The sequence below is a fragment of the Patescibacteria group bacterium genome (assembly GCA_041645165.1).
Lineage (GTDB): Bacteria > Patescibacteriota > Patescibacteriia > 2-02-FULL-49-11 > 2-02-FULL-49-11 > 2-02-FULL-49-11.
The window spans coordinates 1-13,963 of the sequence record JBAZQN010000025.1 but is presented as its reverse complement, the minus strand read 5'-3'; the positions used below and the strand labels follow the sequence as shown (position 1 = coordinate 13,963).

At 47.8% G+C, this 13,963-nt stretch carries 11 protein-coding genes and 1 tRNA gene; 8 read left to right on the top strand and 4 right to left on the bottom strand.

The features are described 5' to 3' along the window. Window positions 1-963: 963 nt before the first annotated feature. From WC659_06905 to WC659_06890, 4 genes are all read left to right on the top strand, one after another. Window positions 964-1,545: a hypothetical protein gene (locus WC659_06905; protein ID MFA4873623.1), complete on the top strand. Its 582-nt coding sequence runs from the start codon at window positions 964-966 to the stop codon at window positions 1,543-1,545. Window positions 1,546-2,161: 616 nt separating this feature from the next. Then, window positions 2,162-2,404: a hypothetical protein gene (locus tag WC659_06900; protein MFA4873622.1), complete on the top strand. Its 243-nt coding sequence runs from the start codon at window positions 2,162-2,164 to the stop codon at window positions 2,402-2,404. 53 nt (window positions 2,405-2,457) lie between these two features. Then, a complete protein-coding gene (locus tag WC659_06895; GenBank protein ID MFA4873621.1) occupies window positions 2,458-2,754 on the top strand; it encodes a helix-turn-helix transcriptional regulator in 297 nt (98 codons plus the stop codon). A 1-nt stretch (window position 2,755) separates the two neighbouring features. After that, a complete protein-coding gene (locus tag WC659_06890; protein MFA4873620.1) occupies window positions 2,756-3,688 on the top strand; it encodes a reverse transcriptase family protein in 933 nt (310 codons plus the stop codon). 432 nt (window positions 3,689-4,120) lie between these two features. On the opposite strand, the gene WC659_06885 is transcribed toward WC659_06890, so the two are convergent. Continuing rightward, on the bottom strand, window positions 4,121-5,668 hold the full coding sequence (locus WC659_06885) for a hypothetical protein (GenBank protein ID MFA4873619.1): 1,548 nt from the start codon (window positions 5,666-5,668) through the stop codon (window positions 4,121-4,123). 249 nt (window positions 5,669-5,917) lie between these two features. Beyond that, the gene (locus WC659_06880) at window positions 5,918-8,269 is read right to left on the bottom strand and encodes a trypsin-like peptidase domain-containing protein (GenBank protein MFA4873618.1); all 2,352 of its coding nucleotides are present in this window, start codon (window positions 8,267-8,269) and stop codon (window positions 5,918-5,920) included. 152 nt (window positions 8,270-8,421) lie between these two features. Here WC659_06880 and WC659_06875 point away from each other — a divergent pair, with 152 nt between their 5' ends. Further along, a complete protein-coding gene (locus WC659_06875) occupies window positions 8,422-8,748 on the top strand; it encodes a hypothetical protein (GenBank protein MFA4873617.1) in 327 nt (108 codons plus the stop codon). A gap of 71 nt (window positions 8,749-8,819) precedes the next feature. Here the strand turns inward: WC659_06875 and WC659_06870 are convergent, their stop codons facing one another. After that, complete coding sequence (locus tag WC659_06870; protein MFA4873616.1) at window positions 8,820-10,823, bottom strand: CARDB domain-containing protein; 2,004 nt, start codon at window positions 10,821-10,823, stop codon at window positions 8,820-8,822. A gap of 228 nt (window positions 10,824-11,051) precedes the next feature. Next, entirely contained in the window at window positions 11,052-11,510 is a 459-nt protein-coding gene (locus WC659_06865) for a CBS domain-containing protein (GenBank protein ID MFA4873615.1), read from the bottom strand. A 315-nt stretch (window positions 11,511-11,825) separates the two neighbouring features. On the opposite strand from WC659_06865, the gene WC659_06860 reads away from it, so the two are divergent. From WC659_06860 to WC659_06850, 3 genes are all read left to right on the top strand, one after another. Further along, window positions 11,826-11,899, top strand: a tRNA-Met gene (locus tag WC659_06860). A gap of 108 nt (window positions 11,900-12,007) precedes the next feature. Next, entirely contained in the window at window positions 12,008-13,333 is a 1,326-nt protein-coding gene (locus WC659_06855) for a UDP-N-acetylglucosamine 1-carboxyvinyltransferase (protein ID MFA4873614.1), read from the top strand. Between the two features lie 187 nt (window positions 13,334-13,520). Further along, the gene (locus WC659_06850; GenBank protein ID MFA4873613.1) at window positions 13,521-13,907 is read left to right on the top strand and encodes a hypothetical protein; all 387 of its coding nucleotides are present in this window, start codon (window positions 13,521-13,523) and stop codon (window positions 13,905-13,907) included. The last annotated feature ends 56 nt before the right edge of the window (window positions 13,908-13,963 follow it).

The window sequence follows — 13,963 nt, the reverse complement described above, 5'->3', positions numbered from 1 at the left end:
CAGTATGGTGACTCGCACTTTTGGTTTGAAGACCTTGCCTGCCGCCAGAGCTATCCACAGGGTTTGGGGCTCGTTATGCGGTGGAATCGGTTTTCATTTGGGGCTCATTATGTATTGTACAAGACTGCACCTTGTCATAATCCATTCTTTCCACTATACTCTGTTAAGATAAAACAAAAAAATTTGCCGCGGGGTAGAGCAGTAGCAGCTCGCCTGGCTCAATCGTATGGGCGTCCTAACCAGAAATGGTAAGGAAGATCACCTGCCAAATTCGGGGAAGCCTTCTCAAGGAAAATGAGGTGGTAATCCCGAGCCAAGCTCCGACGTCATGTCGGAGAAGGTGTAGAGACTAGATGGTAGGTACCGTCATCCGAACATGGTTCGGATCGGTAAAGGGATAGTCCAGACTACAAACTCCATGTTATGGAGGCGACAAAAGTCGTAGTAGTATGCATAACCAGGAGGTCGTGGGTGCGAATCCCACCCCCGCAACCAAAACGTCCCGACCTTAGTCGGGACTTTTTGTATTTAACACAAGAGCGAGTGAACTGCTTCACTCGCGTTGGGATTCGCAGGGTGTGACGATGTGCCATAGGTACCGGCACACCCAGGAGCGAAGCCGAATCCCACCCCCGCAACCAAAACGTCCCGACATTAGTCGGGACTTTTTGTTTATATACGTGAGCGAGTGAACTGCTTCACTCGCGCTGGGATTCGCAAGCCGGACCCCGCAGAATGCGGGGGAGGCGGGATCGCAACCGAGGAACCCCGCACGTGCGGGGCGACGAGAATTGTGACCAAATCCCCTCCGGGGCATTCTATTTTTTCCCTCCTGGGACGTCGGGACTTATGGTTCCACTAATATGCATTCCATTGACAACTCTCTCTCTCTCTGCTATTCTTGTTTGAAAAACTTTTTTCTAATTCACAAAAAATAAATCACTCAAATTGAAAGGGTTTACAATGGACCTGTTACTTATCTTCGGAATCTGGATGCTGAACCTCGGCATAAGCATCTGGAATAATTGGGTTACTGGGCAGGTATGGGTTGAGGCGAAACATGCGGGCGGTTGGTATCGTTTTATGGCGTGGATGGGCTACCTAATGACCAGCATTGGTTATAGCTGGAATCTTCTTATCGTGGTAGCTCTAGTGTGCTTTTCCAAAGGTTGGTTAGATTTGGAACACACGCAGGCATTGCTTTATATCGGCTATATTATCCTCGTGCCAGGTGTTTTATTCTCTGGCTACGCCATCATGTTTAACAGTTGGGCGAATGCCTACCGTACCCGTACTGTCAGTAGTTTCAGCATTGCAGCGTATAATACCTACGCCAACATCCACAATACATACAACGCAGTAAAAACAATGCCGCAAGCCTTTAAAGCTGTTGGCAAAACGTTCACGGGTGGGCGTGGTAAAGACAAGGCAAATGCACTTGTGCTTTTACTCGCCATCGCCTGTCTGCTTGCTGGATTCATTATTGCTGGTATAGTAGTTTGGCGTATCGCTGCGAATGACGAGCCACTACCAGAACGTACCTGATCCACAGTTAAAGCCGAGAAAAAGCCTGCTTTCAGTGTATTTTCCTGACGGCGGCTTTTTCGTTGTGGAATTCTGTTTTGGTGATTTATCCACAATCTCTCACTTTGACTAAAAGTTAGAGTCCTGTATACTGTCATATTGAAGGCAGATCGCCTTCTATGTGTACCTTACCAACCGACGATTAGCGAGGGTTCCCCTCAAAGCAAGCCATATACCTTAACAGGACTATTAGTCCTTTCTGAAGGGAGAAAGTGATTTCTCCCACGTCGCAAGACGTCACAACTGGGGCGACATGCACCACTGCAAAAGTTTTACGCATTCAGTGTTTCGGACACACGTTAAGCATGATCTGTTTCGGTCAGACCGCTGTACGTTAGTCCGTATTACTTTTACGCCTGATTCTGTGGCATTTAGAATAAATATTTATGCATGTTAATTTCCCATACGGTGCTAGCTACAACTTCTGGGTTGTAATGCAGGCCGTCGGATGGTTTAGGTGCGAAAGGCTGACGGCTTGCAGGTTCGATCCAAAAGGAAGGTTAGCACCAGCAGAAGATCACACTTTGCTATCCAAAATGGTCAACAACGAACGTGTTAATTCCTTAACCTTCTTCTTATGAATTTACCGAACCAACAACGCCTTGTGGCCATCCATAAGGAGCTTGCCACGGCTACAAAGTGGCAGCCTTCGCCCCGTTGCAGGCGGTGTCAACTGCTTGCGACGCAGCTAGCCTCGGTTACTGCTCTTTATTGCGAGATTCTCGATAGCGTCCTCCGTAAAGAAATACGGCAGAGTTACGCCAAGAGAATCCTCTCCATTCTTATGGAGGCGATAAAGGGATTCGCCAGGGTTAGCTAGCACGGTTATTTAACCATTGGCGACAATGGATATGGAAACTTAACAAATCTCCTATGAGCGAAACTGCCAACAAGATAATCAAGGATATAAGAATCATACGGAAGCTCTCCCAAGAACAAATGGCGAATGCTTTAGACGTAAGCGTAAACTATATCTCGTTAATTGAGAACGATAAAAAGAAGCCAGGAATGCCGTTCCTTAAAACATTCTCTGCGAAATACAACGTGCCTCTCTTATTGCTTACGAGGGACACCCTCATCCCAAAAGCAAAAACTTCCAAAGAAAGAGAACTGCGGGATAAGGTTGTTATTCTCATCAACGACATGGAGAGAGTATTTTTACAAGCGTAGTATGCTCCCTAAACTCAAGGACATCAAAATCAACTCCTTACGGGAATTATCTTTACGTTTGGGTATAGAGCTCAAGGTGTTGCAGGACGTGGCGGAATATATAAATATCCACTACGAGAAATTCTCTAAGAAGATGGGAGAAAAGGTGCGGATGCTTTACGAAGCAGACCATTCTCTTGAAGAAATACATAGACAAATAGAAAAGCGAATCCTGAATAGGTTTGACTATCCGCTCTCTTTGCAAGGCGGCATCAAGGGGAGATCGCGGCTTACGAACGCGATGCCGCATGTCAAAAAATTGAACGTAGGACATTTCGATATAAAAAGTTTCTTCCCCTCGGTGCGGCCAAGCCATGTCTATTGCACGTTCCACAAACTCGGCGGTGCACCAGACGTGGCACATCTCTTAACTCGACTTGTCACTGCTGATAACCATCTCCCGCAAGGATTCAAAACGAGCACCAAGGTGGCCGCTTTGGTCTTATTGGATGCGGATAGAAGGCTATCGCATTTCCTCAAGAAGTACGGCGTGGTGCACAATATCTGGGTGGATAACCTCACGGTTTCGGGAAGTTACCCTATCAAGAAATTGGTTTCGGGCATACGGCGAATCTTACGGCAAGAAGGTTTCGAGAGCCATAAAGAGAAGTTCGTCTACTCGCATGAACGACAGGCGGTGCTGGGAGTAGTCGTCAATGTTAAACCTAACGTACCGAAGGATATGCGAAAAGAGGTGGACGGAATCGTCTATAAATGCGAAAAGTTCGGCGTGAGGAGCTATCTAAAAGTGACGAAACAAAACATGCGTATCAAACAATTCCTCAGACATGTGAACGGCAAATTGAGCAGTATGCTGGCGGTGGATAAGGAAAAGTACCGTCCATTATACGAGAGGTGGCAAAAAGTGATTGCAAGCAGTGGTGTAAAAGTATAAAGCCGTCCGCTACAACGCAACGTAAACTTATACGACTACCCTTAGAGCGGTTCTTGAAGCCATGGAGTTTGATATAACTCCCAAGCTCCCATAAGGCTCTCTATGAGGCGTTGTAATCCCCCTCCCACCCCCGCAACCATAAAACACTAACCGTAAGGTGGGTGTTTTTTGGTGTTCAGCGGGGAGCACGTAAACTGCTTCACGTGCGAGTGGGATGAGCAAGCCGGAGCGTTATGCGACGAGCAAAGCGGTGAGGAGCATCGCGAGGCGGGGTCGCAACCGAGGAGGCGGAAACCGACGAGAGCTGTAACCGAATCCTCCCACCCCCGCAACCAAAAACTCGGCTCACGAAGAGGCGAGTTTTTGCGTTATCAAGGGGGTCCCGCACCTGCGTGCGGGACGTATGAAATTAAGAACTTAGGAGTTGTTTAGTTATTCTTTCTTTTTAAACTGATCAAAATTAATATTTGTCTCAATCCTCTTGAATTGTTGGGGTCCTTGCTCCCACGGCATTTCTTCGTCCTGGCCAGTTATTTCACTCATCTTGATTTCAAACAGTTGCCTTAGATCTTCCAGCTCTTCCAACATTCCCATAATAGTCTCTTCATCTATATCTCCTCCTTTTTTCATCATCGCCAACACCTCTCCCCCCTTGGCCTTGGATTGCTCCAGTAAACCTTCCAATTCGGATACATCTTTGCCTTGCTTCTTCAGGTTCTTAACTTGCTTCTGCGCCATGGCGATTCCTTTTTTGAACTCAGAAGAAAAACGACCCAAGTTATTCATTGTCTGGATTACTTTAGAATTTTGCCACACATCATCTGTTTGACCAAAGAAATCATTCTCTACCAAGTCAAACGCTTCCTCGGCATTGCCTGCCGCTATTTTGGCTACCGCTCCGTCGCGGACAGATTTCAATCTTTCCACTGCAGCCTCAAAGGTGGCATACACGCCTGAAAGATCAACGTCCTTCTTCGCGAGTCGTAAAACGATGCTTTTGCTGCGCTTCAATTCATTCTTTAATTTGGTCAATTGCCCATTCATCTCTTTTAAGGTCTGTGGCCAACGAGCTAACATTTCCAATTGCTGGCGATTCTCGTCAAGACTCTGTATCACTTCGCCAAACGATTGCATCCCCTCATCCCCGCCAACTTCGCTCCACAATTTGGCATTCTTTATCATGTCAATTATAGCTTTAGCCTTGCTTATATTCTCTTGTATTTCCTGGGGAACGGTTATCTTCTGCTTGGCTAACTTGGCGATCTGTTTCTCAAACATTTTAATCCCTGCCTCGGCGCCTTTCACATTACGCTTGATGTCCTGGAGCCGCTGGGCGCCTTCAAAGACCTCGCGGCGCGTTTCTTCCAAAGACTGCATGATCTCCTGCAGTTCCTCCAATTGGTTCTCGCCCGTTTCTGCGTTATAGGTGGTGGCGGCCATCTCTTCCATTGAGTTGGCGGCATTGATTTTTTCTAAAATTTGTTTTGCCCGTGTCACCTTGTCTTTTATGTCCTGACTTACCGGCATGCCTTTCTTTTCCATGCTTTGCATTATTGCTTCAAATTGCTTAAGGTCTCTTTCCTGTTGGCGTCCCCCACGCTTGATATCTTGTAATTGTCTCGCCTGCTGCTGTTTCTGCATCTCTTCTTGAAAATTCGGACCAGGACTATATTGTCCTTCGCCACCAGGACCAAAACCTTCGTTTCCCTGACCACTGGGGCCTTGATTGTAATTACTGCACGGGCCGGGCAATTCTTTGCCATCCACATTACATGTTTCTCCCTGATTGCTAGGTAGCATTTCTTCTGATTGCAACGGCGTGGATGTTGATTCACCTAACACTTGCTGCCGGCTCGCTTGTATCGCTTCGATAAAATAACGTGGCACTTCCAAATAAAACGCTTTCGCGGGGAGTGCCAATCCCAACGCAAAAGCACAGATGAGCAGAAAAACTGGGAATTTATAATAAAATTTCTTCATAGGTAATAAGTTAATAATAAAAACGTAACCAACCTTTTGTGGCCCCAATGAGAGCCATTTATATTATGAGACTGTAGAACAATACTTTTGAGAATGCTTTTTCAAGAAAACGAGTCGTTTAAATCGTGTAATAAGGGCTTAAAATTTCCGAAGGTCGAAAAATAGCTACCATCGTTTGAGTTCTTCTACTGTCTCAGTATAGCAGAAAATTGCTTAGTTATAAAATGTTTGCTCTATGCAAAACTAAATTCATTTCGACAGCGAGAACCCTTGGGCAAGCGTGTTGAATGCTTGTTTTGCCTTGCGATACACCGCAATGCTGTCCGAATACACGCTCAAGTGGAATTCCAGATAATAGTCTCCTGATTTCACCGTATAGCCAAGCCCGCGGAAAAACACTTTGTTGGTGCTCACGGTGCGCAGTTCTTCTTCGGCCATGATCACCGAAGGGAGCGCCTTGCTCAGGCGATACTTCGCATTGGAGCTCGGGATTGACGCTTTCAAATCCGCAATCGCGCCGAGCTTGTTAATATCCTGCACCAGTTGCTTTTGATGGTCTAAATATTGCGTATTGGTATACCCTTTCATCTCATCCGTCACCTTGGTGATATTCACGCTTGCAAATACCTCGGGAATCGCGCTATAGCCTATAGCCAGCGGGTCATCCGTTACATTTTGCGGAATCATGGCCCACCCCTTCGCTTCTTTGACGCGAAAGACAGGATTCTGGCTGGCAAAACTGCGCTGTTCTTTGTACGCAGGCAGCACCCCAGTCATTTTGAACGATTTCACCATCTTCTCTATCGCGGCCTTATCCTTATCCTTTTCACCATAATCCAGCACCAGTTTGAATACATAATTTTTATGCACGAAAAAATAAAAATACGTCTTTTCTCCAAACACGGAAATTTCAATGCGCTGTCCCTGAATGCCATTGACGGTCACGTCTTTCACGGAACTGATCGTCACGAGCGACAAAAGACCCGCCTCAAATAAAGAACGTTTAAATTCCGGCACAATTTTCGCGCGCGAATAGAAATAAGGCGTTTTATAGAAAGTAAGCATCAATCCTCCGCCCTCCTGATCGCCTGGTTTGGTCGCGCGCAGTATATCCTCATCTTCAAACTCATACTCCCACCCTTCCGCGATATTCATTGCAAAAGGGATAAAATCTCCCATAAAAGAAAGGCTTCCTTTGAGGGAAAGCTGCTTCCTCGCGTGTTTCATGAGCCTGCTTTCCAGCGCGTTGTCCTGGGGATAATCCCCCTTGTGTTGCGCAATCCAAGGATTCAGCGAGGCCGCATTGGTGACGTAGCCGAGCGTCCCCAAAAGATCAGAATACGCTTCAGTGGTGATGCCGATCACGTTCCCTCCCTTGTCGATGGCGGCGCCGCCTGAACTCCCATAGGAAATTACGGCATCCGTCTTAATCCATTGCATCCCGTACTTCTCCTGCTTCCCGCTCACCGTGCCGCTCGTAATGGTGATATTATCCCCGCCGATGCCCGGGTACCCGAGCGCATACAGCGCGTCGCCGATCTGCGTGGCATCCGTGGCGTTCACGCGCACATAGGGAAAACGCGACAGAGAACTCGCGCCCGGCACAGGGTACATTTTCAGCAGGGCAATGTCGAGTTTTTTATCCCTCGCGATAAGGCGGCCGAAATAGGAGCAATCCGGCGCCTGCGACGAAGACACGGTCAGGCATAGCTGATAGGCCGTATCGCGCTCTTGGTCAAACAACTCATCGCGCACGCTCACGACGTGATAATTGGTAAGCACGATCCCTTCAGGGTCTATGAGCACGCCAGACCCTGACTGCATCTGCGCCAGCGCGAGCCTGGTATTGAGCGCAAAGGTTTTTATTTTCACGATCGCCTTATACGCGTCCGCAGGCAGCTGGTTCTGGTTCCCTGCCGCTACGGGGACGCTCGGCGCGCTTCCCGCGGGAGAAGCGACAGGAGCGGGCGCGGCAGAAGGCGTGCTGCCGGTGGCCTCATTAGATATATCCACCACCGGTACGCTTTCTCCTCCTTGGGGAGAATACGTAGAACAGGCGAAACTGCCTTTATTCCTCTTCAGGGTGGTATCCTCATTCGTTTTCTTGATAAGAATCCCGTAAGACGAGGAAGGGTTTATTTTCCACTCTTTCACCAGCGCCGTGATGTTAAATTTAAATATCCCGTAACCTGCGGAAACGCCCGCTATAGCAACAGGATCATACGAAGGCTGATTGCCCCACGTCACGGCCGCGGGGTCCCACGATTGCGTTACGCGGTGCAGGACATAGCTGTCGTTGTCGTCCCACGAGGTGCTCACCCGATCGATCTTGAGGAAGGCTTCCGTGATCTCCGCAGCCGTCATGGTAGACTTGGCAAGATCGACCTGCGCGATATAGCGGTAGGCATGGCCTCCATACGCGTCCCAGGAACCAATATTGCCATACATGCTGCATATGCTGTTCTTGCTTGGCTCATTTTTGCTCAAAATGCGGTCATGTATTACCGGTACGGTGTCTATCTTGGCTGACGCAGGCAGAGCAAAGCCAAGCGCGCAGACAACAAAAAAAGCATACCACGCTCGAAGTGAAAAATGCTTCATATAGATGTGTTAAGATTAATGCCTCAATTGTACCATACATTCCCACATTGATACATCGTCGTTTTTCACTTGACTTCCACTACAGGAAGACTATGTTGAAAGTGTCAAAATAAACCACAATTCAAATATTTCTAATTTCTCTGGAGGACATCATGGCACTGCCCCTGCGGCTAGAGAAGTTCCGAGGCGATAAGTTAATCCTCTGCCTCGGTTGGGTCGCCTTTGGACAGATCTGTTCGTGTGGTCTGTTCACGGCTTCGCTTTTTGTGAGGGTGCCCTTCACCCTCACGCTCCATTTTTTCTTTATCAACGCAATTGCCATACTCATGGGAATTGCCGTGAGAGAAACGATGGAGAAAAAATTCTCGATTTGGATTATCGCAGTCCTTACTGCGATAGGTTCGATCGGGAATTACACGGTAGTTTATCTTGTATTTTATCTGATAAATCTACCACAAATTCACGAAATTGCTATCTAGGAGGAAACGATGCTGAAAAAACGAAAGCCAGACTCTTGAGAGCCTGGCTTTGCACTACTTTTTTACGCGCTTTATTCTAACGGCGCAGTGGTTACTGTAAAAGGCACACTGATACAATTGTTCCCTTCACTGGATTCAGTGACCACCTTGGTCACATCAGTGCAGAGATACGCGGTATGCGTCCCAAGCGTCGCAGTCCATTGGCTGGAGGTCACAGAAGTGCTCCCACCCGCGGAAAGCGAAGAGATAGTGATATTGTAGCCAACTCTGCCCGTCGTAGTATTAAGGCAATTGGAATTATCCACGCAGAAACGGGAGGAGGAAGAGCCGGCGCTTGCATTGCCGTTATTCTTTACCACCCCAGAGAAAGAAATTTTCTCGTTTTTGAAAGGGTTAGGGTTTGAGAGGGTGATATTTTGGGGAATCAAATCCGCTTGTTGAGCCTCACTCACCGTAAACGCATAACTCCCACAATTATTGCTCTCACTGCTCTCGCTGACGGTCTTCCCCACATCCGCGCAGAGGTACACGGTATGCGAACCGACGGTCGCCACCCAATAATCAGACTCCTGGTTTACGGTCTGGCCGGCGCTTAAGGTATTTACATATTCCTCTTCACCTACCCGGCCGGTATTCGCATTCAAACAATTGCTATTGTCCACGCAGAAGCGTGTAGAGAAACTTCCCGAGGCAGTGGTGCCTTGATTCTTCACACTGCCCTTAAAGTGGAGGGCATTGCCGGAGTAGTACGGTCCACTCTCCACGGTAGTAACATTTTGGGAAATCAAATCCACTTTTTGGGCCTCGCTCACCGTAAAACTATAACTCCCGCAGTTATTGCTCTCATCCGACTCGCCCACTGTCTTGTTCACATCAGCGCAGAGATACACCGTGTGTGAACCAATGGTGGCTACCCAATAATCAGATTCCTGGCTCATGCTCTGACCAACGCTTAAGGAACTCACGTATTCCTCTTCGCCCACCTGTCCGGTGTTAGCATTCAAACAATTGCTATTGTCCACGCAGAAACGGGTGTAGAAAGAGCCGGAGCCGGAGTCGGCAGTGCCTTGATTTTTCACATTACCCTTAAAGTGGAGACCATCACCCGCCTTGAAAGGTCCGCTCTCTACCATGGTAACATGAGAAGAGAGGAGATCAACACCAGGACCTACCGTAATGTTTGTGCTCGTGCAATTATTATTCTCATCTGCCTCCCCAATAACTCCTATCACATCGGCACAGTAGTAAACAGTATGCTCGCCAAGAGTCGCAATCCAAAAATCACTCGAGCGATGTTCCGTCTCCCCAGCTTTAAGCCCACTATAAAATATTAAGTCCTCGCTTCCCACTCTTCCCGCGGTGCTATTAAGACAATTCGCATTATCAATGCAAAAACGCACAGCAAATTCACTTGCATCAATCCCCCCTTGATTTTCCACAACGCCCCCAAAAGAAGTGAGATCCCCCGCCACAGTATCCCCATAGATAGTAATATCTCGCGTAATGAGATCAGGCCAGCGTGAATTCACTGTTATATTAGTATTTTTACAATTATTTTTTTCATTTGATTCTGATACCTCTTTATCAACATCAGCGCAAACTGTAATGGTGTGACTACCGGCGACTGCTTGCCACGCTTGTAAAACTTGAGTTGATTTATCCCAGGCAAGAGATGAGATTTCTTGATCATCTCCTATCCTCCCTGTGATGGAATTGAGACAATTACTGTTATCTACGCAAAAGCGGACAAAAGAAGCTCCGGCGGTGCCGCCTTTCTGATTTTTCACATCCGCGAGGATATTCACGGAATCTCCATCCTTTAACATTTCGGATGATAACCACACACGTGACACAATCAAATCGGGCTTCGTCGCAGCTTGCGATTTCATTCCCATATCCAACCCGACGCTTAAGGCTAACGCGCCCACAAACCCAGCGATAAAGAAACTCACGACGGTCGCTTTCCAGACCTTCACCTGGCCTTTGCTTATAAGTGAAAAGAGTGAAAGCTTTTTTTGAGATTCCTTGATCGCTTGATCTACCGGGCGATTTTGCGATACATGATTAAATGCCATATATTTATGTTAATTTAATAAGCAATAATAAAGTGAGATAGTAGAAGAATATCTGCGTGAATCCGCGTTCGGCCGCATAATGGTATCAATTGTAGCGTGGCAGTTTATCTGCCACCGATTAGTCGGAGACAAGCTCCGACGCTACGGGCGGCCGACTATCCGCGTGGATATCTCTCTACTGCATTGTTCTACGTTCTCAAAGTATAAGGAATTAATAATGTTTCATACTCACAATGTAATTTTTTTAAATAGTTTAACTATGTCAGCGCGCGACACGATGCCCACGAGGCGCTTCTTGCCATCCACGACGGGGAGCGGATTGATCCGCTGCTCGGAAAAGATGCGCGCGGCTTCCGCAACTTCCGTGTCCGGCGCTATAGTAACCACGGGCACGGTCATGAGATCTTTCGCGTGCACATGATATACTTTATCAAGCTCGCGGTGCACGTCGTTTTTGCGATCGACGATTTTAAATTCTGACAAAAGCTTTACATAACTGGGAATATGGATGTGCTCTTCACGGCTTAACAAATCATATTCAGTGATTATGCCGATCACATGGCGCTTTTTATCAATGACTGGCACACCGTTGAGGGCTCGGTCAAAGAGGAGCTCCGCCACTTTCATAAGCGGCGTATCATCTTGTACCGTGATTACCTCCTTTGTCATGATCTCTGCAACTCGCATAAAATAGCTTTCCTTTAAAAGATAAAAAGCTTCCCTTCAAGGAAGCCTTCAGTTCACTAATACCACTAAATAACCCCAAAAAATACAACCTCCCGCATGCATATTTTTACATTTTATTTTTATATTATAGTTAAATTATATCATAGGAATTGCATTCTGTCAAAATTTGTCATATAGTTCATTCAAGGTATACTATTCCTCAATGTGGCAGGGTAGCTCAGTTGGTTACCCGCCAGCTTGCGAGTCCCGACAAAGTCGGGACGAAGCTTGCGGCGGGGAGCGAGGGACTTTCACCCCGCACCAAAATAACGACGTGGCTGGGTAGCTCAGTTGGTTAGAGCGAGGGACTCATAAGCCCTAGGTCGTGGGTTCGATCCCCACCCCAGCTATTAATACAATTTGTGCGGGGCAAGCAAGCCCTAGGTCGTGGGTTCGATCCCCACCACTGGCAATATATACAATTTTCTATTCAATTTTTGAGTTTTGAAATTTATCGTGTGTCTACCTTCATCGTTCACGGTGGCAAGCCGCTCTATGGCACCTATCCGGTTTCCGGCGCAAAAAATGCCGCACCCAAACTTCTTATTGCATCGCTCCTTACCAGGGAGCGGTGCATATTCCATAATATCCCGCAATTTTCAGACACCCACCGCAGCCTTGAAGCGCTCACTGCGCTCGGCACGGACGTGAAGTGGATAAAAAAAAATACTATTGAGATTCACTGTAAAAATATTGTTTACAATGAAATTCCCTTGGAAGCGATGAGCGCGCGGCAGGCAGTACTCTTCATCGGCGCTACGCTCGCGCGCGAAGGCCATGTAAAAATTTATCCGCCAAAAGGTGACGCCATAGGCAGGCGGCCCCTGAACCGTCACCTTGACGGCATTCGGAAGCTGGGCGGAAAAATAAAAACAAAGGGCAGTGTGACGGAAATCACTATGCCGATCCGCCCCGCATCATGCCATTATCGTTTTGCGAAGAATACGCACTGCGGCACGGAAAACCTCGTCCTTGCCTCAATATTCAACCGCGGACGCGTCATCCTCGAGAATGCCGCGCAAGAGCCTGAAGTGGATAATCTCATTGAAATGCTGAATCGCATGGGTGCGCGCATAAAGCGCATCACCCCCCGGACTATAGAAATAACAGGGGTAAAGCCGTATTTGCACGGCGCAGAGGCCACCTCGATCCCCGACCGTCTGGAAGGAGTAACCGCCATTACCGCATCTATTCTCACCGGAGGCGCGCTGCATATCACGCATCTCCCCAAAATACTGGTGGTACCGTTTACTGATTTCTGCACGCGCATCGGCGTGCGGCTGCAATGGAAAGGAAGTGTACTGTGCGTACTCCCCTTTCATACGCCGCTGAAACCAACGACGATAACGACCGATTGGGAACCGGGATTCATGACTGACTGGCAGCCGCTTGCCACGCTTATCCTCGCCGCCAAATCACGAGGGCGCTCCATGATCCATGAACGGATCTTTGAAACGCGCTGGCGGTATCTGGAAGAATTAAAAAAAATGGGAGTCCGCTACCGGAAATTCCAACCCGCAGGATTCAAACCGCAGGATTATAACTTTAACGACGAGGATTACCGCGACCGGGAACCACATGCCGCCTATGTATGGGGACCTACCGCGCTGAAAGCTGCCACCCTGCGCTCCCATGACGTGCGCGCAGGCATTGATATGCTCCTTGCCGCGCTCGCGGCGAAGGGCACGAGCGTTATCCATGACCCCCAGAACCACATTGACCGGGGATATGAGGATATTGTGGGAAAGTTGACGAAATTAGGGGCAGATATTAGGAGAATATAGTATGGGCAAAACCCAATATCCAAATCCCAATTCCCAATAAAGCTCAAAATCCAAATGTCCAAACTTGGTCATTGAGGCATTGGGATTTGTTTGGAATTTGTCCCGCTCCTTGAATGTCGTTTTTCAATGGTAAGTAGGATCCCGCCGGAGCGGGAGATATTGGAATTTGGTATTTTTCACTAAGGGTATGTACCTCACCGTTCACGCAACCATCGGCATTCTGATCGGAGAACATATCGCCAATCCTATCGCCGCATTCACGCTTGGTGCCGTTTCGCATTTCCTCACGGACATGATACCGCATGGGGACTATGTGCGCATGACCGACCAGTATGGAAATAAAATAGCTGACACGACATTCACCATGAAAATAATTGCTTGTATTGATGCGGCGCTCATGACGGGAATGCTGTGGATTCTCGTTTCACCTCTCCTGTTTACCTTGTCAATTGCGTGCGCGGTAATCGGATCAATTGCTCCCGATTTCATATGGGGATTACATGAGACCCTTTGCAAAATAATTTCGTTAATAAGTCGCTTCTTCCCCAATCCCAGGCGGTTAGCTTCTGGCTAACGTCCTGAAATTGGAGAGGAAACAGACGGATTTGAAGGTTGCGGAATACTGCTCTT

What these genes read in the sequence shown, in the direction of transcription:
- WC659_06905 (MFA4873623.1), top strand. Translation starts at nt 964, where the DNA reads ATGGACCTGTTACTTATCTTCGGAATCTGGATGCTGAACCTCGGCATA.
- WC659_06865 (MFA4873615.1), bottom strand. Translation starts at nt 11,510, where the DNA reads ATGCGAGTTGCAGAGATCATGACAAAGGAGGTAATCACGGTACAAGAT.
- WC659_06875 (MFA4873617.1), top strand. Translation starts at nt 8,422, where the DNA reads ATGGCACTGCCCCTGCGGCTAGAGAAGTTCCGAGGCGATAAGTTAATC.
- WC659_06850 (MFA4873613.1), top strand. Translation starts at nt 13,521, where the DNA reads ATGTACCTCACCGTTCACGCAACCATCGGCATTCTGATCGGAGAACAT.
- WC659_06885 (MFA4873619.1), bottom strand. Translation starts at nt 5,668, where the DNA reads ATGAAGAAATTTTATTATAAATTCCCAGTTTTTCTGCTCATCTGTGCT.
- WC659_06880 (MFA4873618.1), bottom strand. Translation starts at nt 8,269, where the DNA reads ATGAAGCATTTTTCACTTCGAGCGTGGTATGCTTTTTTTGTTGTCTGC.
- WC659_06900 (MFA4873622.1), top strand. Translation starts at nt 2,162, where the DNA reads ATGAATTTACCGAACCAACAACGCCTTGTGGCCATCCATAAGGAGCTT.
- WC659_06895 (MFA4873621.1), top strand. Translation starts at nt 2,458, where the DNA reads ATGAGCGAAACTGCCAACAAGATAATCAAGGATATAAGAATCATACGG.
- WC659_06890 (MFA4873620.1), top strand. Translation starts at nt 2,756, where the DNA reads ATGCTCCCTAAACTCAAGGACATCAAAATCAACTCCTTACGGGAATTA.
- WC659_06870 (MFA4873616.1), bottom strand. Translation starts at nt 10,823, where the DNA reads ATGGCATTTAATCATGTATCGCAAAATCGCCCGGTAGATCAAGCGATC.